Here is a 24,039-nt window from a genome sequence, read left to right on the forward strand (position 1 = left end):
AACAGCATGTGTGCCGCTTGTTTCCCGCTTATTCGCCGCGCGAATTGCCGCTCCGTTGCGGAACGGCATCCATCGGAATCATTCGCCGATCCACGAACCCCGCAGATCGCTGTCATGCAGCAATTGCAGCAGCGTCCCCGCCGGACGGCTGAGCCGTTTCGCCGCGAGCGCGATGAATTCCACCGACGGCAGCGTCGGCAGACCGGCCGCATTCAACGGCGGCGTCAGCCCGCGCGCGGCCAGATACTGCGGACGCACGGTAATACCCAAACCACCGCGCGCCGCCGCAATGCATCCCGAGTGACTGCTGCTCGTACACACGACCTGCCAGCTGAAACCCGCCTCGGCGAGCGCGTCGAGCACGACTGCGCGCGTCACGCTCGGCTCGGCGACCAGAATCAGAGGCAACGGCTGGCTCAGATCGACCAGCGTGCCCGCGCGCGCGAGCCACTCCAGCCGTCCGGTGAAAAGCGGCACGCCGCGACGGTCGCCCAACCGCCGCTTGCCGACCAGCAGATCGATCTCGCCCGCATCCAGCAACTCGTACAGCTTGCCGGTCATGCCGATGGTGATTTCCAGTTCGACGTCGGGATGGGCGTCGCGGAAGGCCGCCAGCACCGTGGGTAGCGGGCCGAGCGCGACATCGTCGGAAGAACCGAGACGCACGCGGCCTTTCAGACGCGGCGCGCGAAACTGCGATTCGGCGCGTGCGAGCGCCTGCAGGATCACGCTGGCGTGCGCGAGCATGGCCTCGCCGTCGGGGGTCATCGCGAGCGAATGGGTGTCGCGCACGAACAGGCGCCGGCCGACGCTTTCTTCGAGCCGCCGGATGTGTTCGCTGACGCTCGATTGCGTCAGGTTCAGCCGCCGCCCCGCTTCGGTGAAGCTGTGGCAAGCGGCGACGGTTGCAAAAGTCTTGAGCCAGATGGGATTGAGCATGATGCGCCATTGTCGCGCTGCTTATCGCCAAAGTCGATAACAGTCAGCGTCGCTAGTGGGGTTCCCGATTGATGAAGATGTCAATATCATGACGGAATTCCCCAATGAATTGCCCCGCGCAGACGCCGTCAAGGCCGCCTGAGCGCGTCGTGAAAAATGACCAAGGATTCCTCCCAGACCGCGCTGCTGTGGATCGTCGCCGCCGGTTTCTTCATGCAATCGCTCGACACGACGATTGTCAACACCGCGCTGCCATCCATCGCCAACAGCCTGCACGTCGCGCCGCTCGCGATGCAGCCGATCGTGGTGGCCTACACGCTGACCATGGCGATGCTCACACCCGCGTCCGGCTGGCTCGCCGACCGCTTCGGCACCCGCCGCGTGTACTTCGTGGCGATCCTGATCTTCGTGCTCGGCTCGGTCTGCTGCGCGAGCGCGCATACGCTCGGCCAACTGGTGATGGCGCGCGTGCTGCAAGGCATCGGCGGCTCGATGCTGCTGCCGATCGGACGCCTCGCCGTGTTGCGCAGCGTCTCGGGCGAGCAGTACGTGTCGGCGCTCGCGTTCATTTCGATTGCGGGCCAGCTCGGACCGATTGCCGGGCCGACGCTCGGCGGCTGGTTCGTGCAGGCCATCACCTGGCACTGGATTTTTCTGATCAACGTGCCGATCGGCGCGGTGGGTCTGTACGCGGTGCAACGCTATCTGCCGTCGCACGGTGAAGCCAAGGCGCCGCCGTTCGACTTTATCGGCTGCGGATTGCTGTCGCTGTGCATGATCGCGTTCTCGCTCGCCATCGACGCGCCGGTTCCCACGCATCGGGCCGCGTGGTCGGCGGGACTGTTCGTGCTCGCCGTGCTGAGCGCGCTGGCCTACATTCCGTATGCACGGCATCGGCGCGAACCGCTGTTCAAGCTCTCTCTGTTCGGCGAGCCGAATTTCAGCGTCGGGCTGGTCGGCAATCTCGTCTGCCGGGTCGGCTCCAGCGCGGTGCCGTTCCTCGTGCCGCTGCTACTGCAATTGCAACTGGGCTATTCGCCGCTGCATTCCGGGCTGATGATGCTGCCCGCGGCGCTCGCCGGCACCGTCGCCAAACGCTGGATCGCGCCGCTCGTGCGCCGCTATGGCTACGACACGTTTTTGCTGGTCAACACGATCATTGTCGGCTCGGCCATCGTGTCGTTCGCGCTGATCTCGCGCGGCACGCCGCTCGTGATCGAGGCCGCGATTCTGGCCGTGTTCGGCGCGGCCAATTCGATGCAGTTCGCGGCGATGAACAGCGTCACGCTCAAAGGCCTCTCTCACGAAGATGCGGGTAGCGGCAACAGCCTCTTTTCGATGGTGCAGATGCTGGCGATCGGGTTGGGTGTGTCGATCGGCGGCGGACTGGTGAACGTGTTCTCCGCGCACTGGGGATCGGCGGAACTGGGATTCCGGTTCGCCTTCGTGTGCGTCGGCGTGATCACGCTGGTGTCGGCGTGGATCTTCCGCCATCTCGACGACGCGTCGGGGACAAGCCCCGTACGCGGCCAGGCGGCTCAAGGCGCGGGGCGCTGATTTTGCGTTGCCGCTGGCCGGCCCCGAGTACGGCGGCCAGTCGATCCGCCGTGCTTCGACCAAGCCTGCCTTTCACTTTTCGATCTGCATTGTTTGCGTAAGCGTGGTCTGAAAAGCTTGGGCCCGAGCCAGAGTCACTGCGGTAAACGCACGCCCGAAAAACCCTCGCACGCTTCGATCAGCCGCTCCTGCACAGCGACATCGCGCAATGCCGGATGCGTGTCGCGCGGCTGCTTGTGATAAAAATACGCGCCGCTCACTCTGGCCGCCGGTTCGTCGCTGACGGCCAGCCACACCTGTGTTTCCGGTGCGGCCTGCAAATCGTCCGGCGCGCCCTTGCCGCCCATTTTCGTCGCGACCCAACCCGGCTCCAGCGCATTCGACAACACCCCCGGCCAGCGACGCGCCATCGCGAACGCCAGCAACGCATCGTGCAGCTTCGAGTCCGAATACGCAGCCGTGCCGCGCCAGGGACGCCGCTCCCACGCGAGATCGACCAGACTCGCGTCGCCGCTGCGATGCAGGCCCGAACTGAGATAGACGAGCCGCTTCGGCTTGTCGATCAGCGCGGTCAGCACGTACGGAGCCAGCGTGTTCACGGCGAACACATGCGGCAAGCCGTCGACGGTCGACACCCGGCGCGGCTCCTGAAAACCGACCGCCGCATTGTGGATCACCGCATCGAAATGGCCGAGCCGATTGACCTGCTCAGCGAGCGCTTTCGTCGCCGCAATACTCGACAGATCGCCGACGAGTGCGGCCCGCGCTTCAGGCACCGCCTTCAACGCATCTGCCGCGCGCGCATCGCTGCGCGCATGCAAAACGACTTCATGTCCTGCATCGACGAGTAGACGCGCGGCCATTTGGCCTAAACCATCGGAAGATCCGGTAATAAAAACACGCGACATGATCGATTCTCCGTTGAATAGTCCGAATATGCCCGATGCATGACGAGAAGCCCATTCCATCGCATGTGGGCCGAGTCCGAACAGGCTAACGCCTGGCGCGCGATTGACGCGATAGCGTCGCTATCATGGCACTCATGACATCGCATCATCGATAAGCGCTGAGAGGCCCGCACCGCCTGCGTTCTCGCGTGAATCAAAGGCTACTTTCGCGTTAGCATGTCGTGCATTAATGCATAACAAAAGGAAGATCACATGCCATTTGACGAGCGCATGCTGAACGGCATGGGCGTCTTGACGGCGATCGTCGATTGCGGCAGTTTTGCGGCGGCCGGCGAAGCGCTCGACATGTCGCAATCCGGGGTGAGCCGTTCAGTTGCACGGCTCGAAGCACGTTTGGGTATCCGCCTGTTCGACCGCACCACACGCTCGGTCACGCTGACCGACGAAGGGCGCCGCTTCTACGAACAGATCGTGCCGCTGCTCGGCGGACTCGAAGAGGCGGCGGCATCGGCGGCACAAGGCGCGACAGCGGTACGCGGACGTTTGCGCGTGAACATGGACCCGTTCTTTTCGCGCCTCGTGCTGGGGCCGCGGCTCGGCGGCTTTATCGACAAGCATCCCGATCTGCAACTCGAACTGATCACGCGTGACCAGTTGGGCGATATGGTCGCCGACGGCTTCGATCTCGCGATCCGTTTCGGCGAGCCGCCGGTGTCGACGCTGATCGCGCGCAAGCTGCTCGACACACGCATCCTGACCGTGGCCGCGCCTTCGTATCTGAAGAAGCATGGTCATCCGGTGAACCCGGCCGATCTCGAGAGCGGCAAGCACGTGTGCATCAAGTTTCGCGATCCACTCACCGGGTATCCGTTCGCGTGGGAGTTTCATCGCGGCCGCAAGAAGCATGTGATTACGCCGCAGGGACGCCTGACCGTGAACGACGTGGGCACCTTGCATAGCGCGTGTGCAGCGGGCCAGGGGATTGCGCAGATTCTGTCGCTCGGGGCCGAGTCGTTGCTGGCGAACGGCAAGCTGGTCGAGTTGTTCCCCGACTGGGGCGATGAAGTTTATCCGCTGTATGCGCTGTATCCGTCGCGGCATCATCCGCCGGCGAAGGTGCGGGCGTTCTACGATTTCATCGTTTCGCTGACGGGTGGTGCGGCCCGCGAAGCGGGCGTCTGAAGCGTGCGGGTTGCGGTCGCTTTACGGTGCGGATTTGCTGCGCTGCGTTGTGGTGTTACGAGCTGGCGTTATGCACTAGCGGTACGCAGCAGCACCGTGCCGCAGTGTGATGCCAACCCGCGCTATCCAATCGTATAGCGGTTCTGCGAGCCAGGAACGTACACGCCACGCGCGAGCATCAGTATCTGCTCGCGATGGCGGTCGAATGCCGCCAGCACAGCCGGTTCATCCGAGCCCGCATTCGGACTCAGATTCGACAGCACCGAATCGTTGACGGCGAAGGCGATTTCGCGTGCATTGTCGTAGCCCCAGAAATTGACGCAATGGTGATAAGCGTCGTAGCTGCGGCTCGGGTTCGGGAAGTTGAGCGACATGTCGTGCTCCGGCAGTTGTCCATTTCCTTTTGCACGTTGCGCTGAATGAGTGGCGCGGTCAAGCGGTTTTTGCTCCGCAATTCCCGGCTTGCAGGGCCGCGCCATTCGCTCCGATCGTCTGACGTTGCGGGTCGTTTCAGGCCACCTCCTCCAGCAATTCCCGCACCGCCGTCCTCGCTTCGCGTGCGAGTTCTTTCAGATCGACACCGTCGATCTGGTCGTCGGCGACCACCTGCCTGCCCGCGCAAAACAGAGCGGCCAGCGAAGGCCGTCCACCTGACGCAACCGGCCCGATAGCCGGATCGTGCAAGCCGAAATAACGCGGATCGTCGAGCCGGTAGACCGCGAGGTCGGCCGCGAAACCCACGGCGATCTTGCCGACTTCGTCGAGGCCCATGATCTGCGCGCCGCCCGCCGTACCCCAGTGAATCACGTCGGCGATGCTGGCTGCATTCGCGCCGCCTTCGAAGCTGCCGCCGCGATAGGTCGGCTGCGCCATCATGCCGAGCCGCGCGCGTTGCGCGAGCCACGTCATGTGGACTTCGGAAATCATGTCGGCCGCTTCGTTCGAAGCCGCGCCGTCGACGCCGATCGACACCGGCACGCCCGCATCCGCCATCTCGCGCACCGGACAGATGCCGCTGCCGAGGCGGCCATTGCTCTGCGGGCAATGCGCGACGCCGGTGCCGGTCTGCGCGAGCATGGCGATTTCGTCGGCATCGACCTTGACCAGATGCGCATACCAGACGTCATTGCCGAGCCAGTCGTGCTCGCCGCAGAACGCGACCGGCGACTGCCGGTACATCGCGTGCGCGCTGTCCTGATAACCGACCGTCTCCGACAGATGGCTATGCAGACGCAGCCCGTGGCGACGCGCCAACGCCGCCGTCTCGCGCATCTCGGCGGGAGAAATGGAATACAGCACCGTGGTCGGCGCGACCACGACGCGCTGCATCGCGCGCGGCGACGCATCGTGATATTGCGCGACGAGACGCTCGATATCGGCGGCATACGCGTCCAGCGTTTCGGGACGCAATGCCGTCGGCAATTCCGCTTCAAGCTGGCGCGTTTGCGTCGCGCCGCCGCGCAGCAGCACGAAGCGCAAACCGAGCTTATCGGCTTCGTCGAACAGGATCGCCGAGCTGTCGAACGGCATGTTCGGGTAGTACACGTAGTTGTGATCGGCCACGGTCGTGCAACCGGAACGCGCCAGTTCGATCAGACCGATGCGCGCCGCGAGACGGAAGCGCCGCTCGTCGAACAGCGCGCGAAACCGGTATGGCGTGGCGGCGAGCCACGGCGTGAGCGTTGCATCGAGACCGGCCGTATCGCCCTTGAGCAGCGACTGGAACAGATGATGATGCGTGTTCACCCAGGCCGGGTAGATCACGCAATCGGTAGCGTCGACGATCGTCTCGCCCGGACGCGGCGTCAGCGCGCCAATCGCCTCGATCGTATCGCCAACGATGCGGATGTCCGGTCCCTTCACGCGGTCAGGGTCGTCGGCGGAACCGCGGCCGCCGGTCATGATGGCGGCCGCGTTGCGGATCAGCGTGGAAGCTTGCGTAGTGTGTGTTGTCATAAGCCTGAATGCGTGAATTCGTGAACGCGAAGAATCAGAGTTGGCTATCGTGCCAGCCGCGCAAACCAATGCGCGACACCCACGCGGTGATCGAGAACAGCACGACGCCCGTCACGGTAATCAGCAGCAACGCCGCAAAAAGACGCGGAATATTCAGCTGAAAACCGGCTTGCAGAATCTGATACGCGAGCCCTGCGCCACTGCCGCCCGTGCCTGCGACGAACTCCGCGACCACCGCGCCGATCAGCGACAAACCGCTTGAAATCCGCAGTCCGCCGAAAAAATACGGCAATGCGCTCGGAATCCGCAAGCGCACCAGAGTCTGCCAGCGCGTCGCGCGATTGATCTTGAACAGGTTGATCAGGCCGGGGTTCACGCTGCGCAAACCGAGCGCGGTGTTCGAGATGATCGGGAACAATGCGACCAGCGTCGCGCACAACACGAGCGCGGCATTCATGTCCTTGACCCAGATGATGATCAGCGGTGCGATGGCAACCACCGGCGTGACCTGCAACAGGATCGCGTACGGAAACAGACTCGCCTCGATCAGCGGACTCTGCACAAACAGCAACGCAATCGCGACGCCGAGCACAGTCGCCAGCGCAAACGCGAGCAGCGTGATCTTCAACGTCGCGAGCAGGCTGCCGAACAGCAACGGCGCATCCTGAATCAACTCGGTCACGATTGCCGACGGCGACGGCACCAGATACGCGGGCACCTTCATCAGCACGCACCAGCTTTGCCACATCGCGAGCACGAGGACGCCGACGATCCACGGTGCAAGTGCTTTTGCCATGCCGGGACGTTGCAGCAACGGCCGACGCGCGGGCTTCGCGACCGTTGTCGTTGCCGCAGACGTTTCGCGTCGCGTTTTAGCCGAATGACCCACCAGCACTTCGCCTGTCATGATTGCACTCCTGTTTCCTCGTTCGCGAACGATGCGCGGTGCGCATCGGCAATCAATTCCGAGAGCGTCTTGCAATGACGCATGAACGGCTCGCTGACACGATAAGCATCGTCGCGCTCCAGCGCGCCTGCAGTCGCGTCGTCGATCGGCACCTCGGCGATGATCCGCCCAGGCCGCGCGCCCATCACCACCACGCGGCTCGACAGATACACCGCTTCGTAAATGCTGTGCGTGACGAACACCACCGTCATGCCGCGTCGTTTCCACAACTCACGCAGATCGCTGTCGAGCCGGTTGCGCGTGAATTCGTCGAGCGCGCCGAACGGTTCGTCGAGCAGCAGCAGATCCGGCTCGGTGACCAGCGCCCGCGCGAGCGACGCGCGCATCTGCATGCCGCCCGACAGTTCGCGCGGCAGCACCTTGCCGAACTTGCCGAGCCCGACGCCTTCGAGCGCGTCGGCCACCCGTGCATCCGCTTCGCGACGCGGCACATGCGCGAGATCGAGCGGCAGGCGTACGTTATCGGCGACGCTCGCCCACGGCATCAGCGTGGCTTCCTGAAACACCATCGACATGCGCCGCCCTTTCGAGCCCACCGTGTCGAACGGTTGACCCCACCAGCGAATGTGTCCATGCGTCGGCGTTTCGATCCCGGCGAACATTTTCAGCAGCGTGCTCTTGCCGCAACCGGACGGTCCGAGCAACGAGATGAACTCGCCGGGTTCGATCGAAAGCCGCACGTCTTCGAGCGCGACCGTGCCGTTCGGATAGCGCTTGTCGACGCGCTGCACCGCCAGCAACGGCGCGGCCGCTTTGGGAATATAAGCTTCAGTCGCGGCCATGTTCATTGCTCCACGTGAATGGGGACTATTTCGCGAAAGACTTCGTTTTCGCCGTGGTCGTTCAGCAGCTTGAGCAGCATGCGGCGCATCAGCAGGCCTGGCTTGTCCGACTCCATATGACATTCCTGCTGACGGCGCACGTCGATACACGCGTCGTAGTCGGTGGCTTCGAGAATGTCGCGGTCTTCGTCGGTGATCGGGCGATCCCAGTCGATCAGCTCCTGCGTCGTGCACGCCTCTTCGGTGTCGTTCCGGTACAGCCATTGCGACAGCATCAGCGTGCGGTCGTCAATCGGCGTCGCGCAGTTGTAGATGATGTGATGGATGCCGCTCGCCGGATACACGCAGCCAAAGCGCCGCGCAAACGGCATGAACCAGCGGTTGATCAGATGCCGCTCGGTGACTTCCTCGGTCGTGCCGGTAATGCGGTAGCTCGCCGGCGGATTGCGCACCGGCACATGCGTTTCGGCTTCGAAGCCCCAGTCGTTCGGACGGAACTCGTAGCTCGACGGCTTCGGGTTGTCGAACAGACCGAAGTTGCCCTTGTGCACGAAACTGAAATGCGAGTTGTCGAACGAGTTCTCCATCATCCGCAACGGGCTGGTTTGCCAGCGCTCGTAAAACTGCAGGATGCGGCGATAGCCCGGCGCGCCGTCTTCGGGGAATTCGGGAATCGGCCGCAGCGGTTCGTCGAGTGCGACCCATGCGTAGCCGTAGCGCTCTTCGCAGTGGTACGACTGCACCACCGCGCGCGACGGAATCGTGCCGCCGTCGTTCTGCGGAATCTTCACGCATTGACCGGTGCAGTCGTAGGTCCAGCCGTGATAACCGCAGGCGATGTTGCCGTCGCCGTCGACGAAACCCTTCGACAGTTTCGCCGTGCGATGGCAGCAGCGGTCCTGCAACGCGTGCGGCTTGCCGCCCGCGCCCTTCCACAACACGATCGGCTCGCCGAGCAGCGTGAACGGCTGCGGACCGGCGTCGAGTTGCGACATCGGCATGATCGCGTACCAGAAGCGGCGCAAAACTTTTTGACGGGTGACCAGCATGTGAGGCTCCTTCTTTTTCTGACGTTCAGATGTGGGGGTGTTCAATGCGTGCGATGCACGTGTTCCATATGCACCGGCACGGCATCAAGGCATCACCTTCACGTTCTGAATGAATTGCAGCGTGTAGGCCGCGTGGTAGTCGGTCGCGGGCTTCAGCAGTTTGGCGTCGACCATGTAGTCGAAGGTCTTCTTCCAGCGCGCGTCGCTCATCGTGCCGATGCCCTGGGTCGCCGCATCGCCGCCTGTCACGATCTTCAGCTTCTTCAGTTGCGCAACGCCGTACGCGAGTTGCGCGTCGCTCATCTGCGGGTTGTCTTTCTTGATCAGCGCATTGCCCGGCGCAGGATCGTTCAGATAGCTCTTCCAACCTTCCATCGACGCCTTCACGAAACGTGCGACCACGTCCGGCTTCGTCTTCATCGTGTCGCGCATCGTGACGATGGTGGTGTTGTACGGCGGATAGCCGTCATCCGCGAACAGGAAGAAGTGCGCGTTCGCGTGCGCCTGCTCGGCCTGGAATGTTTCCGACGACGGGTACGCCTGCATCGCGACGTTCTGATCGGCGAAGAACGGTTGCAGGTTGAAGGTGTACGGACGCGCCTGCGCTTCGGTGTAGCCGTACTTCGCCTTGAGCCACGGCCACCATGTCGTGCGGCCCGACCCCGCTACCAGAATCGTCTTGTTCTTCAGACCGCCGAGGCTGGTGACGTCCGCGTGGGTCATCATGCCTTGCGGGTCGTACTGGAACGCGGCGGCAACCGTGGTCACCGGAATGCCCGCCTCGACGCTCGACAACACCTGGAAGTCATAGCCGAGCAGAAAATCCGCCTGACCGCCTGCCAGCAACTGCATGCCGTTGACCTGCGGGCCGCCCATTTTGATCGTGACATCGAGTCCGTACTTCTTGTAGATGCCGGTCGCGACCGCCTGATAGAAGCCGCCGTGTTCGGCTTGTGCATACCAGCTGGTCAGCAGCGTGACGTGGTCTTCGGCATGGGCCAGCGGCGTCGCGAGCGCGAGGCCGGTCAACGCGGTCGCGGCAGCACGGCGAGCGATCAACGAAGAGATAAGCGAACGGCCCGCCACTGCAACGCGGGCAAAACGGGAGAGAAGATGCAGAACACGCATGACTGAACTCCGTGTGAAGGTAGGGAACGTGGGAATGGTTGGAATAGCGGAAAGGCGTCGCAACAGGGAGCGCGCGATGACACCGCCGAGCGTGATCGCGCAGAGGCTCATTGCAGTGACGCAAAACAGTCGGGTGACAATTTGGGGCAACTGCATCGCACGCTCCTTGTTGGCGAAACCGGACGGTTCCGATCAAACGTCGAATGAATCGACGTGGGCGCACGATGCGCCCCAAGAGCAATGCCCCACGGTGACCGGCATCGATATGCCGGCTCGCTAGCCGCTTCTACTCTGATTGCGTAATAAGCGAATGTTGTGCCAGCCGAGGCGCGGAGCCGTGGGATGCGTGACCACACGCGTTCCACGCATGTCCAGCGCGGCCGTTTGACTACAAGCCGCACCCGCTCAACGCGTTAAGGCACCACATCGGTGCGCGAAGGCCGTGCTTGAGGGCGTAGCCGTAGCCAACGATAAAAGCACCGGGACTGCGGCTTGCTCCATTCAAGGAGTCCACCCAACCGGAGAGCGACCATGAGCGAAACCAAAGACGATGCGAAGACCAAACCGGCCAACATCGAACATCCGCAACCGGCAGTGCATAGCGACAACGAAAAAAGCAAACTGCCCGAACGCAACGACGCCAACCGCGATCAGTCGCCCGCCGACCACCCCGGCAAGAAGCCCGGTGAAGGCGAACCGTCGGTCAGTTAAAAGCTCGTTGAAAAAATAATTCAAAATGTTCCAGCGGCTTTGCTGCATTTTCCGCAACAAAGCCGCGCAAAATTCTTCCTTACAGCGCCTTTCGGAACGCAAACATTTCTTCCGGTTTTTTACCGATTATTTTTCCCGCGTAATGGACTATTTTCCTGCTTGCAGCGATCTCCGCGCCAAGCGGGCCGGCTGCCGCCCCTTAATCGATAAAAAAGGCGACGCCCATGTCCATCTCTCCCACCTCGCGGCATCTGCCGAAAGTGTCGATCTGTCTGCCGACCTGCAACCGGCCTGAACTGCTCGTCGAATGCATTGATTCGTGTCTCGCGCAGACCTACGACAATCTCGAAATCGTGATCGGCGACGATTCGAAGGACACCCGCACCGAACAGTTGATCGCGACACGCTATGCGCAGGAGCCGCGCGTGCGCTATACGCTGAATCAGCCGCCGCTCGGCCAGGCTCGCAATGTCGCGAGTCTTTTTGAACGCGCGAGTGGCGACAAGATTCTGTTGATCCATGACGACGACCTGCTCACCACCGACGGCGTCGCGAAACTCGTGTCGCTGTGGCAGCTTCATCCGCAGCTCGATGCCGCGTTCGGCGACCAGTACGAAGCCGATCACGACGGCATCGTCGACTTCGACGCGAGCGTCCATCTGAATGCCGCGTTCCGGCGCACGAAAGACGCGCAGGGTCTGCAGGCGCAGCCGGGCCGCACCGGGCTGGTCCAGATGTTTCCGAACAATGGCTGGATGGCGAACGCGGATCTCGTGAAGCGGATCGGCTACGACGAGCAGTACGGCATCTGCTGCGATTTCGTGTTCGGCACGGAACTCTGTCTCGCGGCACGCGAGGTGTACTACCTGCACGACTACGTGTCCGTCTATAGAAAGACGGCGACCTCGGTCTCGCACAGCACGCGCGGCACGGCGATCGCGGCGACGGTCAGCGCGTACGGGTTCGTGAAGGCGCTGAAGCTGCCGCCCGAACTGGAGTCGTCGCGCAGGCTCGCGTTGCGACGGCTGGTGCCGATTGTCGTGTCGGTGCACGCGCGTAACCGGCAAACATGGGCCGGTCTGAAGATCGCGCTCGGGCATCTGTTCGCGTACAACTACGGAGTTAGCGCGCGGCTTTACTACCATCTGCTGACGCTGGCGCGCGCCGGGTTCACTGTGCGCAGACAGGCCGTCGCTGCGGCCGCGGTTGCGGCGGTGGCTGCCGCGCCTGCCGTTGCCGATTCGGCGGCGGTGGTCAAGGAGCTGGTCAATGAGCTGGTGACGGACCGGTCTGAGCCGGTCTGAGCGGGTTTGAGTTTTTAACCACCCTGCGTGCTAAGCATCGGCTGATTAGCAAACGCGTATTTGTTGCTTGGCCCTACGCGCGGCGCTGATTACGATGAACCTTCGTTATCCACCAAGGTGAGTCGCCACCATGTCCGACAGTGCCTGTTTCAAGCCGCGAGTGATCGAACCCGTCGTCGACAATCAGCCCGAAGGCCTCGGCCTCGCCGTGGAGTTATGGCTCGCGCAGCCCGTTGACGGCATCGCGGGACGCGCGGTGCAAATTCATCTTCGAAGCGATGCGAAAATGGCGCAGGCCGAGACGTTGCGCGATCTGTTGCATGCATTGGGAACGCAGATTGTGGTGAGCTGAAGGCGGAGCTAGTCGTGTGCGCCGTGCATCACGCGATAAAAAAACAGCGGACAGAGTCACCTCCGGCCGCTGTTTTTCAGTTTTTCAGACGCGTATCACGCGCTCAAGGCTCGTGCCGCAAATATCCTTCCTTCGACGGATCGCGCATACGCAGCGACACCAGTCCCGCAATCGCGCACATCGCGGTGACGTACCAGAAGAACATCGACTCGACGCCGATCGACTTCAGCCACAACGCGACATACTCCGCCGAGCCGCCGAATATCGCATTCGCCACCGCATACGACAGACCCACGCCGAGTGCGCGCACCTCCGGCGGGAACATTTCCGCCTTGATCAGCCCGCTGATCGACGTATAGAAGCTGACGATAGCGAGCGCCGCCACGACCAGCGCAAACGCCGCGTACGGGCTCGACACGTCCTTCAGCGCGTGCAGTAGCGGCACCGTGCCGAGAGTCGCGAACAGGCCGAAAAACAGCATCGAACGACGGCGGCCGATGCGGTCGGACAACGCACCGAACGCAGGCTGCATCAGCATGTAGACGAACAGCGCGGCGGTCATCACGTTGCTGGCGGTTTTGGTCTGCATGCCCGCGGTGTTGACCAGATACTTCTGCATGTAGGTCGTGAACGTGTAGAAAATCAGCGAGCCGCCGGCCGTGAAGCCGAGCACCGTCATGAACGCGCCTTTGTGCATCCACAGGCCGCGCAGCGTGCCCGCTTCCTTGCGCTGACGCGTCGCGGCGGTGGTCGTTTCATCGAGCGATTTGCGCAGATACAGCGCGATCAGTGCGGCAATCGCGCCGATCACGAACGGCACGCGCCAGCCCCATGCCTTCAGCTCTTCGGTGGAAAGCGTCTGTTGCAGAATCACGAGCACCAGCAACGCGCACAACTGTCCGCCAATCAACGTCACGTACTGGAACGACGCGAAGAAACCGCGCCGTCCCTTGAGCGCGATTTCGCTCATGTAGGTTGCGCTGGTGCCGTATTCGCCGCCCACCGACAAGCCCTGGAACAGACGCGCGAGCAGCAGCAGCGCGGGCGCGAACGCGCCGATCTGCGCATACGTAGGCAACATGGCGATGACCAGCGAGCCGCCGCACATCATGAACACCGACACCATCATCGCCGTGCGCCGGCCGCGTTTGTCCGCGAGACGGCCGAAGAACCAGCCGCCGATGGGGCGCATCAGGAAGCCCGCGGCGAACACGCCGGCGGTGTTGAGCAACTGCGTGGTGGTGTTGCCGCTCGGGAAAAATGCGGGCGCGAAATACAGCGCGGTGAACGAATACACGTAAAAGTCGAACCACTCGACAAGATTGCCCGACGAAGCGCCGACGATCGCAAAAATGCGGCGCCGCGTGTCGTGAGCCGAGCCCACGGATTGATCGGTCAGTTCACTCATATTGATATCTTTCCCTTTTCTGAAACGGAGATGGCGATCGTCTCGCCGCCTTTGCGACTCGCGCCGACCTATGTAACGAACGTCCATCGCGTGGCGCGCGAATTTTACAGAATAGAAAGGTAAAGATGGGATTTTGTTAGTTTAAGCAGACAGAAGACAAGTCTGGAAAACGCTATGAAAACAACGCACTCCAGCGCGTAACCAATGAAAAAGCCCCAGCAGTCGCGAGACTGGCTGGGGCTTTGGGGCGACGTGACCGGAAGACTTCGGCGTCACCGCGTTTCCGGCGAAAAGGCTTACAACCTCACGGCAGGCGGCACATACCGGCAGTCATATTTCTTCCTGACCGTACCGTTTTCGTCGACGCTCTCCAGATACACGTCGAACTGCCACAGGCGTGCCATGTGCTTGAGCACTTCATCGCTATCGGACGACAGGTGCCGGTTGTCGCTCATGAAATGCCGCAGCGTCAGGCTCCGGTCGCCGCGCGTGTTGACCGACCACACCTGAATATTCGGCTCCCGATGATGCATGTCGTACTGCCGCGACAGCGCCTGACGCACGTACTGATAACCGCTGTCGTCATGAATCGCCGATACTTCGAGCGAATCGCGCATGTCGTCGTCGAGCACCGAGAACAGACGCATTTCGCGGATCAGATGCGGCGACAGATATTGCGCGACAAAGCTCTCGTCCTTGAAGTTGCGCATCGCGTAATGCATGGCCGGCAACCACGGGCTACCCGCAAGCTCAGGAAACCACCGGCGATCCTCTTCAGTCGGCGCTTCGCAGATGCGGCGAATATCGCTCATCATCGAAAAACCGAGCGCGTACGGATTGATGCCGCTGTAATACGGCTTCGTCACAGGCGGCTGATACACCACGTTGCTGTGCGAATGGAGAAACTCCATCATGAAGCCGTCTTCGAGCTTGCCCTGGTTGTACATCGTGTTGAGCAACGTGTAGTGCCAGAACGTGGCCCACCCTTCGTTCATCACCTGGGTTTGCCGCTGCGGATAAAAATACTGGCCCACCTTGCGCACGATACGAATCACCTCGCGCTCCCAGGGCTCCAGCAAAGGCGCATTTTTCTCCGCGAAATACAGCAGATTCTCCTGCGGCTCGGGCGGATAACGCTCCTCGGTTTCCTCCGGCAACGGCGTATGCCGGGTGGGCAGCGTGCGCCACAATTCATTGACCTGCGATTGCAGATAAGCCTCGCGTTCGCGGCGCGCCGCGAATTCCTTTTCGAGCGACAGCTTCTGCGGACGCTTGTACCGGTCCACGCCGTAGTTCATCAGCGCGTGGCACGAATCGAGCAGTTCCTCGACCCGATCGAGTCCGAAGCGCTCCTCGCACTCCGCGATGTAATTCTTCGCGTAGACGAGGTAGTCGATGATCGCGTGCGCATCCGTCCAGAGTCTGAACAGATAGTTGCCCTTGAAGAACGAATTGTGCCCGTAGGCCGCGTGCGCGATGACGAGCGCCTGCATCGTCATCGTGTTCTCTTCCATCAGGTACGCGATGCAAGGATTCGAATTGATGACGATCTCGTACGCGAGCCCCATCTGCCCGCGACGGTAGCTTTTTTCAGTGGAAAGAAAGTGTTTGCCGAACGACCAGTGACGGTAATTCACCGGCATACCGACAGACGCGTAAGCGTCCATCATCTGTTCGGCGCTGATGAGTTCGAGCTGGATCGGATACACGTCGAGTTCATATTGCTCTGCAACACGGGCAATATGCGAGTCGTACTCTTCGATCAATTCGAAGGTCCAGTCGGACGGGCACGGCAGAGGCCGTCTATCGGCTACGTTCATACGGACTTCCCTTTGCCCTTGATTGGGCGTTCCGGTGTGTCCCCGTGCTGCAGCGCTGTGGACTGCTGCGGCTGCGGCGGCGCCTGTGTCGTCCGCCCCAACCGTGGCATGCCCCGAAGATTGCTGCGGCACGCCTATCTCGCGCGCCGGCGTTGCATTCTCTGCGTCGCCGCGCGCATCGTCGTGCAGGGGCTTGCTCGTCATGAATTCGCCGCCTGCTTCTCAAACAGCTCGCGAAACACCGGATAAATGTCAGCCGCGGTTTCGACCTTCTTCATCGCCATGTGCGGCTGGCTTAACGCTAACTGCGCATATTCGAGCCACAAGTTCTGCTCTTCGGGCGCCACCTGAATATACGCAAAATAGCGCACCTTCTCCAGGATGTCATCCGACAGAATCTTGCGACACTTGGGCGAGTCGTCGGTCCAGTTGTCGCCGTCCGATGCCTGGGCGCCGTAAATATTCCATTCAGTCGGCGAATAGCGCTCGTCCATCACCTTCTGCATCAGTTCCAGCGCGCTCGACACGACCGTGCCGCCGCTTTCGGTCGAATGGAAGAACGTGTCTTCGTCGACTTCTTCGGCGCGCGTGTGGTGGCGGATGAACACCACCTCGATCTTCTCGTAGTTACGCTTGAGGAACAGATACAGCAGGATGAAAAAGCGCTTGGCGAGGTCCTTGCGCTGCTCGTCCATCGAACCGGACACATCCATCAGACAGAACATGACCGCCTGACTGGACGGCGTGGGCTGCTTCACGCGATTCACGTAGCGAAGATCGAACGGATCGATAAACGGAATTCGCCAGATGCGGCCGCGCAAATGGTGAATTTCTTCTTCGAGCAATTTGATCTCGTCGCGACGATCGGCCGGGTCGGCCTTCATCAGCTCCAGTTGCCGTTCCATCTCATGCAACTGATTGACGAGCGGCGCGCCGAGCGCGATACGCCGGCCGAGCGCGCTGCGCAGCGAACGGACCACGTCGATATTATTCGGCGTGCCTTCGGCAGCCCAGCCCGCGCGGATGCTTTTCCACGTGGGCACGGCCATCAGATGGGTTTTGACGAGACGCGGCAGTTCGAGGTCGTCGAAGAAATACTGCATGAATTCTTCGCGGCTCAGTTCGAATACGAAGTCGTCCTGCCCCTCGCCCTCGTTGCTGGCCTGATTGCCCCCGCCTCCACCGCCGCCGCCTTGCGGGCGCTGGATCTTGTCGCCGCGGATGTAGTCCGAGTTGCCCGGATGCACCATTTCCCGCTTGCCGCCCGGACCGTGACGGAACGACGGTTCCGCGATGTCTTTACGCGGAATGGTGATGCTCTGGGTATTCTGAATGTCTTTAATGCTGCGATCGCGTACCGCTTCCGACACGGCGCGACGAATGTAGTTTTTGACGCGACGCAAAAAACGCTCGCGATTCGCAATGCTCTTGTTCTTGCCTGCTAACCTGCGGTCGATGATTTGATGAAGCACGCCCGGTCTCCCATGCAACGCTCTAGATCGGAAGTTGGCGCTTAACCTCAGTTCCGATCCCATGCAGCTGCGCTAATTTCCGGTACGCGAGACGCACGCTGCCTGTGCTACACCGGCAACACTATGTCCATACAGACCGTGTCCATACAGCCTGCGCCTCGCAAGGTGCCCGCGCGGTCTGACCGCGCGGGCGGCACGCAATGCGCATCATGACGACTTGCGCACACGCAGATACCAGTCACACAACAAGCGCACCTGCTTCGGCGTGTAGCCCTTCGTCACCATCCGGTTGACGAAGTCTTCGTGCTTGCGTTGCTCTTCCGCCGAGCCCTTGGCGTTGAACGAGATAACCGGCAGCAGTTCTTCCGTGTTCGAGAACATCTTCTTTTCGATCACGACGCGCAGCTTTTCGTAGCTGATCCATGCGGGGTTCTTGCCCGCATTCGCAGCACGCGCACGCAGCACGAAGTTCACAATCTCGTTGCGGAAGTCCTTCGGGTTACTGATGCCTGCCGGTTTCTCGATCTTCTCCAGTTCGGCGTTCAGCGCCGCGCGGTCGAAACTCTCGCCGGTGTCGTGGTCGCGGAACTCCTGATCCTGAATCCAGAAGTCGGCGTACGTCACATAGCGATCGAAGATGTTCTGACCGTACTCGGAATACGACTCCAGATACGCAGTCTGAATTTCCTTGCCGATGAACTCCGCGTAGCGCGAGGCGAGCACGTCCTTGATAAAGGACAGGTACTTCTGTTCCGTTTCCGGCGGAAACTGTTCGCGTTCGATCTGCTGTTCGAGCACGTACATCAGATGCACCGGATTCGCCGCGACTTCCGTTGAGTCGAAGTTGAATACGCGCGACATGATCTTGAACGCGAAGCGGGTCGACACGCCGGTCATCCCTTCATCGACGCCTGCAAAATCGCGGTACTCCTGATACGACTTCGCCTTCGGATCGGTGTCCTTCAGATTCTCGCCGTCGTACACCTGCATCTTCGAGAAGAGGCTCGAATTCTCGGGCTCCTGCAAACGCGTGAGCACCGACATCTGCGCCATCATCTTCAACGTGCCCGGCGCGCACACCGCATTCGCCAGCGACGAATTACGCAGCAGCTTCTCGTAGATCTTGACCTCTTCACCGTAACGCAGGCAGTACGGCACCTTCACCACGAAGATCCGGTCGAGCAGTGCTTCGTTGTTGCGGTTGTTGCGGAACGCCTTCCATTCCGACTCGTTCGAGTGAGCGAGAATCACGCCGTCGAAAGGAATCGCGCCGAAGCCTTCCGTGCCCTTGAAGTTGCCTTCCTGGGTTGCAGTGAGCAGCGGGTGCAGGACCTTGATCGGCGCCTTGAACATTTCGACGAACTCGAGCAGACCCTGATTGGCGAGACACAGGCCACCGGAGTAGCTGTAGGCGTCTGCGTCGTCCTGTGCGTACTGTTCGAGCTTGCGGATGTCGACCTTGCCGACCAGTGACGAGATGTCCTGATTGTTCTCGTCGCCCGGCTCGGTCTTGGCAATACCGATCTGGCGAAGAATGGACGGGTAGCGGCGCACCACGCGGAACTTGCGGATGTCGCCGTTATATTCGTGCAGGCGTTTCACCGCCCACGGACTGAGGATGCTTTTCAGGTAGCGGCGTGGAATGCCGTATTGTTCTTCGAGAATCGGGCCGTCTTCCTCATAGTCGAACAGACCGAGCGGCGACTCGTTCACGGGCGAGCCCTTGATCGAGTAAAACGGCACGCGTTCCATGAGTTGTTTCAGACGTTCCGCAATCGACGATTTACCGCCGCCGACCGGACCCAACAGATACAGAATCTGTTTCTTTTCTTCGAGCCCCTGGGCCGAGTGCCGGAAGTAGGCGACCACCTGCTCGATCACCTCTTCCATTCCGTAGAACTCACGGAATGCGGGGTATACCTTGATGACCTTGTTCGCGAAGATACGCGACATGCGCGGATCGTTACGAGTGTCGATCTGTTCCGGCTCCCCGATGGCCGTCAACATGCGTTCGCCAGCCGTGGCGTACGCGGCGGGATTGTCTTTGCAGAGCGCGAGGTACTCCTCGAGCGAGAGTTCATCTTCTCGCGTTTTCTCGAAGCGGGTCGCGAAACTGCTGTAGATATCCATGCTACCTCCTCGCCGAAGTCTAGACCGATGTCGTGCGCGGCGCGCTATTCGGAAACGACATCGCTCGAATTCATCCTAAACCCTTTTAAATTTTTTTTCCATGAACTACGTGGCGAAAATCGCGCCGTATGCGCATCCCAACATTCGCTACTTGGAAACAAAATTTCGACCACCTACAATCTTGCACTCACATCGCAGCGATTATTGCTTCACGTGATTGCATTACTGCGTGACTGTCTGCTGCGTTGCCACCTTTGGCGTCGTCATGCCACGACATCTATGCCTCGGTGTCTGTCCCATCTCTGCGCTTTCGATGCCCGGTCCTAAGGGTCGTTATGCTTATCCTGTTCAGTGAACAATCTCACTGCTGCATCGGACAAGCTGTCTGTGTCCACACACTCTGTAGCTAAAAAACGCGGACGTTATGGGCTATTTGCATGCCCGGCCATTTTTTCATCAACGCGCGGCACTCGCATCCGGTCTACAGCGAACACGCGTCTGTTACATGTTCCCAGGCAATGCCTCTGCTGAAACACGGGTCGATCATCTTCAGCCTGTTCGTCAACGCGTGAAGATTTTGGTTCCGCTTCATCGCGCACTCATACGATGCATGCCTGCGCGAACAATCGGCCTTGCATCATTCGGATTAACCGTTTGGACAGTATGGTTGTCCCCTGCATATCTGAATGACGGCGGTACATCGAATCGCTTTCATAGGTGTATACGGCAAAGCGGCCATTGCAGATGCGACAAAGGATTCGACCAATAAAAAACGGCCGCCCTCAGGCAGCCGTTTGAATAAAGCTTCGTAATGCGCTGTTACACACGCAGCGCGACATTGGCGCTGTTACAGATCGTGTCGAGCCTGCCTGTTTTCAGCACGGCTCGTGGGCGTCAGTTCACGTCAGTTCAATCTCCACTTCACCCAGCCCGTCGATGTGCCCGCGCACCACGCCGCCGTGTTCCAGCTTGTGTGCGCCAACATACGAACCGGTGGTCAGCGTCCATTCGGGTTCGATGGTGATGCCCATTGCCGCGCAGTGATTGACGAACCACACAAGTAGCTCGCGCGGGTCGCCCGCCGGATTGCCGGTCGCTTCCGGCACCAGCGACTCACCGTCGAAGGTCAATTCCAGTTCCGGCGAAACGAAATCGAAGTTGCGGGCGAGACCCGCATAGGCGACCGGATGGCCCGTAATCAATGCGCCGTTGTTCTGTGCATCGGCGAGTTGCGCGAGCGGCGCGACGTTCGGCCATTCGCTGAAACGGCTATCGACGATCTCGATGGCCGGCAGCACGACGCCGACCTTCGACAGCACTTCATCGCGCGCGTAGGCCCGGCCGCGCGGCTCGATCGCCTCGGCGAAACGGAAGGCGATCTCCAGTTCGATCAGCACCCGGAAAAAACCGCCATGCGCGACCCGTGCAGGCGAAGGCAGTACCAGCGAGGCCGGAATCGGCGCGCCCGCGGCAGCGCCGCCTGGGGCTTTCGCGCCGATCTTCCAGGCGCCGGTCGAGTCGCCGAGACCGGTGATGACCGCCTGCTGGATCGCGTACGCGGTTGCCGCATCGGGCGGCAGACTGTCGGGGGCGGGCGCATCGATCGGGCGATGCAGCCGGCGTGCTTCGACGAGGCGTTGCGCGAGGTCGTATGGCGTCATGTCGGTCCTTTCTGGCTGGCGCATTAAGCGGCCTGGTATGGCGTACTGGTTGGAGGAAGCCATGTGTTGCGGCGCCTGAAGGCAGCAAGCCCATGCGTGCGGAATAACCTGTTGCGCATGGACATTGCAGCCGCGAAGCCATGACTGCGCCCGTCAATGTACCGGATCACGACGCCCGCCAGGGTTCGGACTGTGATCGGAAAGGTGACTTAATGCGCACACGATAAAAAAAGACCGCGGATGCCGATGCATTCGCGGTCTTCAGATCTGGGCAATGGCCAGTCGGAAGCCATGAGCGTGCGTCTGGAATGCGAGATTCCGGGAATGAATGTTGCCGCCTCTGTGCGGCTTGACGTAGCCGGTTGGGATCAGCAAATAACCCGCAGAGTGGGACGAAACCACTCTGCGCGTGCTCGAATCGTCTGTCAGGCTGCCCGGACCGCCGAGCCGCCTCCCCACACGTCAATCGCCCCATCGAAATCGAACTTCGACCCCGACTCCTGCCGGCGGCCGTTTAGAACGTTTCCCAATCCTGATCGCCACCGGCGCTCGCGGTCACTGCGGCCTTGGCGGGTGCTCTGGCCGGCGCAGCAGCGGCCGGTGCAGCAGCAGACACCGCCGGAGCGGCAGGAGCACGCGTCGCAGCCGACATCGACGGTGCCTTGCGCGCAGCCGGACGCACCGGCGTCGACGCACGGCGCGGCGTGCTTTCCGGCGCGCGATAGCCACCCTCGTCGAGCTGGAACACGGCCACCGCCGTGCGCAGCTTGCCGGCCTGGTCTTCGAGCGAAGATGCCGCCGCAGCCGCTTCTTCCACCAACGCTGCGTTCTGTTGCGTCACTTCGTCCATCTGCGTGACAGCGCGCGCCACCTGGTCGATCCCGCCGCTCTGCTCTTCCGATGCCGCCGCGATCTCGCCCATGATGTCCGTCACGCGCTGCACCGCGCCGATGATCTCGGTCATCGTGCGGCCGGCTTCGTCCACCAGCGCCGAGCCCGACTGAACGCGCTCCACCGACGTGTCGATCAATTCCTTGATTTCCTTCGCCGCCGCCGACGAACGCTGCGCGAGGCTGCGCACTTCGCCCGCCACGACCGCGAAACCGCGCCCTTCTTCGCCGGCTCGCGCCGCTTCCACGGCCGCATTCAGGGCCAGGATGTTGGTCTGGAACGCGATCCCCTCGATGATCGAGATGATGTCGGCGATCCGGGCCGAACTCTGGTTGATGTCGCCCATCGTGCCGACCACCTGGCCGACCACGGCGCTGCCCTTGTTGGCGATTTCCGACGCGTTCGCCGCGAGCGAGCTTGCCTGGCGGGCGTTGTCGGCGTTCTGCTTGACCGTGCCGGTCAGCTCTTCCATGCTCGACGCGGTTTCCTGCAACGCCGACGCCTGCTCTTCAGTACGCGACGACAGGTCGATGTTGCCGGCCGCGATCTGACGCGTGGCGGTCGCGATCGACTCGCTGCCGCTGCGCACCGTGCGAACGGTTTCGATCAGGCTGCGCTGCATTTTCGCGATGCCTTCCAGCAGCTGGCCCATTTCGTCACGCGAAGTCACGGCAACCGGGCGACGCAGATCGCCGGAAGCGATCGCGTCGAAATGGCCGAGCGCTTCGTCCAGCGGACGGGCAATCGCGCGGCTCAGCGTCAGGTACGAGATCACGGCGGCCAGCACGCCGATCAACAGTGCGGCGAGGCTGACCATGCGGAACACGTCGAAGCTGCCCTGCGCCGCGTCGTAACCCTGCTGGGCCGACTCGAACTGGAACTTGCGCAATGCGTCGTCGGCATTGGACAGTTCGTTGTAAGTCGCCTGCAGACGTTTCGCGCCGTCGACCACCTTGGCCGAATCGTTCGCTGCCACGGTGGCCGAAAACGCGTCCATTTCCTGATGCAGCGTGTCGCGCTTGCCCGCGACGTCCTGCGCGAGACGGTCTTCGTCGGCGCTGCGCGGCAGGGAGAGATACTTTTTCCACCACATGTCGGAGGTGGTGCGCATTGCGTGCGCGCGCTCCAGCGTCGGCACCGCGTCGGGCGTGCCGATCATGAACGCGGCGCGGTCGAGAGCGAGGCGCTCGCGCGCGGCGTACAACTCGGCATTGCCGATATTGACGGCGCTAGGCATCGCGTTGGTGAACGTGTCCTTGTATGCATCGTTCGAACGGCCCATGCCGAACAAACCGAAACCGCCAATCGCTACCAGCAGCGCGGCGAGAAAAGCCATCGTGAGGCCAATCCGCGCCTTGATCGTAATGCCTTTGTTCAACATGCTTAAGTCCTGTGCTTGACTATGTGAGAGGCCGCTTACGCAGCACTGGATAACGGGTGGCGTTTGCGTGCATGGCGCTTTTTGAAAGTGCGCTCTAATAAGCTCGTTTACGGCACGCCAAATGCATACTTGAAGGTTTTATATGGTATGAGGAAACGCGCCGTAAGGGACTGGAAGAATTACACGACGGGGTGTCGAGCGGGGCCTGGATGGGCAGGAGTGTCCAGCAGAATGGGGATTTATCAGAGCCGATGCGGATGTGTGCGAACTGTTTTGCTCACCGCCGTTTTATTGGTGACTCCAAAACGACAGGACGCCGCGCCGTGAAGCGTCGAAGTCAATGTGGGACGTAAAAAAGCCGCCAGGCATCTGGCGCGTGGCGGCAAAAATCAGATCAGATTGAATGGGCTTGAACGCGGGGACGAGAACGCCAGTTGCGAC

General features: G+C 61.4%; 20 protein-coding genes. 6 read left to right on the forward strand and 14 right to left on the reverse strand.

All coding sequences use genetic code 11. The annotated features are described in order from the left end of the window. Positions 1-78: 78 nt before the first annotated feature. Positions 79-939 (reverse strand): LysR family transcriptional regulator, encoded by an 861-nt coding sequence (locus tag BLS41_RS09865; protein ID WP_074764135.1) that lies wholly within the window; start codon positions 937-939, stop codon positions 79-81. Positions 940-1,095: 156 nt separating this feature from the next. Here BLS41_RS09865 and BLS41_RS09870 point away from each other — a divergent pair, with 156 nt between their 5' ends. Continuing rightward, complete coding sequence (locus BLS41_RS09870) at positions 1,096-2,496, forward strand: DHA2 family efflux MFS transporter permease subunit (RefSeq protein ID WP_074764136.1); 1,401 nt, start codon at positions 1,096-1,098, stop codon at positions 2,494-2,496. 134 nt (positions 2,497-2,630) lie between these two features. Here BLS41_RS09870 and BLS41_RS09875 read toward each other — a convergent pair whose 3' ends face one another. After that, a complete protein-coding gene (locus BLS41_RS09875; protein WP_074764137.1) occupies positions 2,631-3,404 on the reverse strand; it encodes an SDR family NAD(P)-dependent oxidoreductase in 774 nt (257 codons plus the stop codon). Between the two features lie 252 nt (positions 3,405-3,656). On the opposite strand from BLS41_RS09875, the gene BLS41_RS09880 reads away from it, so the two are divergent. After that, positions 3,657-4,586: a LysR family transcriptional regulator gene (locus BLS41_RS09880; RefSeq protein WP_074764138.1), complete on the forward strand. Its 930-nt coding sequence runs from the start codon at positions 3,657-3,659 to the stop codon at positions 4,584-4,586. Positions 4,587-4,708: 122 nt separating this feature from the next. On the opposite strand, the gene BLS41_RS09885 is transcribed toward BLS41_RS09880, so the two are convergent. From BLS41_RS09885 to BLS41_RS09910, 6 genes are all read right to left on the reverse strand, one after another. After that, the gene (locus tag BLS41_RS09885) at positions 4,709-4,960 is read right to left on the reverse strand and encodes a DUF1488 family protein (protein ID WP_074764139.1); all 252 of its coding nucleotides are present in this window, start codon (positions 4,958-4,960) and stop codon (positions 4,709-4,711) included. A gap of 136 nt (positions 4,961-5,096) precedes the next feature. Further along, positions 5,097-6,542, reverse strand: a complete 1,446-nt coding sequence (locus BLS41_RS09890) for an isoxanthopterin deaminase (protein WP_074764140.1) — start codon at positions 6,540-6,542, stop codon at positions 5,097-5,099. A gap of 34 nt (positions 6,543-6,576) precedes the next feature. After that, positions 6,577-7,338 (reverse strand): ABC transporter permease, encoded by a 762-nt coding sequence (locus BLS41_RS09895; protein WP_074766439.1) that lies wholly within the window; start codon positions 7,336-7,338, stop codon positions 6,577-6,579. Between the two features lie 107 nt (positions 7,339-7,445). Then, the gene (locus BLS41_RS09900; protein WP_074764141.1) at positions 7,446-8,291 is read right to left on the reverse strand and encodes an ABC transporter ATP-binding protein; all 846 of its coding nucleotides are present in this window, start codon (positions 8,289-8,291) and stop codon (positions 7,446-7,448) included. Positions 8,292-8,293: 2 nt separating this feature from the next. Next, positions 8,294-9,340 (reverse strand): aromatic ring-hydroxylating dioxygenase subunit alpha, encoded by a 1,047-nt coding sequence (locus BLS41_RS09905; protein ID WP_074764142.1) that lies wholly within the window; start codon positions 9,338-9,340, stop codon positions 8,294-8,296. An 84-nt stretch (positions 9,341-9,424) separates the two neighbouring features. Beyond that, positions 9,425-10,468, reverse strand: a complete 1,044-nt coding sequence (locus BLS41_RS09910; RefSeq protein WP_083379953.1) for an ABC transporter substrate-binding protein — start codon at positions 10,466-10,468, stop codon at positions 9,425-9,427. A 531-nt stretch (positions 10,469-10,999) separates the two neighbouring features. Here BLS41_RS09910 and BLS41_RS09920 point away from each other — a divergent pair. The 4 genes from BLS41_RS09920 (at position 11,000) to BLS41_RS09930 (ending at position 12,835) form a co-directional block, all read left to right on the forward strand. Next, positions 11,000-11,179 carry a hypothetical protein gene (locus tag BLS41_RS09920; RefSeq protein WP_074764144.1) on the forward strand — a complete coding sequence of 60 codons (180 nt, stop codon included), beginning with the start codon at positions 11,000-11,002 and terminating at the stop codon, positions 11,177-11,179. A gap of 25 nt (positions 11,180-11,204) precedes the next feature. Then, positions 11,205-11,474 (forward strand): hypothetical protein, encoded by a 270-nt coding sequence (locus tag BLS41_RS38310; protein ID WP_143026239.1) that lies wholly within the window; start codon positions 11,205-11,207, stop codon positions 11,472-11,474. Further along, entirely contained in the window at positions 11,404-12,483 is a 1,080-nt protein-coding gene (locus BLS41_RS09925) for a glycosyltransferase family 2 protein (RefSeq protein ID WP_074764145.1), read from the forward strand. Before BLS41_RS38310 ends, BLS41_RS09925 begins: the two co-directional genes overlap by 71 nt. A 130-nt stretch (positions 12,484-12,613) precedes the next feature. Beyond that, positions 12,614-12,835 carry a hypothetical protein gene (locus tag BLS41_RS09930; protein ID WP_074764146.1) on the forward strand — a complete coding sequence of 74 codons (222 nt, stop codon included), beginning with the start codon at positions 12,614-12,616 and terminating at the stop codon, positions 12,833-12,835. A gap of 103 nt (positions 12,836-12,938) precedes the next feature. On the opposite strand, the gene BLS41_RS09935 is transcribed toward BLS41_RS09930, so the two are convergent. From BLS41_RS09935 to BLS41_RS09960, 6 genes are all read right to left on the reverse strand, one after another. Then, the gene (locus BLS41_RS09935) at positions 12,939-14,243 is read right to left on the reverse strand and encodes an MFS family transporter (RefSeq protein ID WP_074764147.1); all 1,305 of its coding nucleotides are present in this window, start codon (positions 14,241-14,243) and stop codon (positions 12,939-12,941) included. 296 nt (positions 14,244-14,539) lie between these two features. Further along, positions 14,540-16,267: a SpoVR family protein gene (locus BLS41_RS09940; protein ID WP_074764148.1), complete on the reverse strand. Its 1,728-nt coding sequence runs from the start codon at positions 16,265-16,267 to the stop codon at positions 14,540-14,542. Then, a complete protein-coding gene (locus BLS41_RS09945) occupies positions 16,264-17,535 on the reverse strand; it encodes a YeaH/YhbH family protein (RefSeq protein WP_074764149.1) in 1,272 nt (423 codons plus the stop codon). Before BLS41_RS09945 ends, BLS41_RS09940 begins: the two co-directional genes overlap by 4 nt. Before the next feature lie 207 nt (positions 17,536-17,742). Further along, positions 17,743-19,665 carry a PrkA family serine protein kinase gene (locus tag BLS41_RS09950; protein ID WP_074764150.1) on the reverse strand — a complete coding sequence of 641 codons (1,923 nt, stop codon included), beginning with the start codon at positions 19,663-19,665 and terminating at the stop codon, positions 17,743-17,745. An 899-nt stretch (positions 19,666-20,564) separates the two neighbouring features. Beyond that, entirely contained in the window at positions 20,565-21,326 is a 762-nt protein-coding gene (locus tag BLS41_RS09955; protein WP_074764151.1) for a hydratase, read from the reverse strand. 514 nt (positions 21,327-21,840) lie between these two features. Then, complete coding sequence (locus tag BLS41_RS09960; protein WP_074764152.1) at positions 21,841-23,598, reverse strand: methyl-accepting chemotaxis protein; 1,758 nt, start codon at positions 23,596-23,598, stop codon at positions 21,841-21,843. Between the last annotated feature and the right edge of the window lie 441 nt (positions 23,599-24,039).

It is taken from the genome of Paraburkholderia fungorum (assembly GCF_900099835.1).
Taxonomy (GTDB): domain Bacteria; phylum Pseudomonadota; class Gammaproteobacteria; order Burkholderiales; family Burkholderiaceae; genus Paraburkholderia; species Paraburkholderia fungorum_A.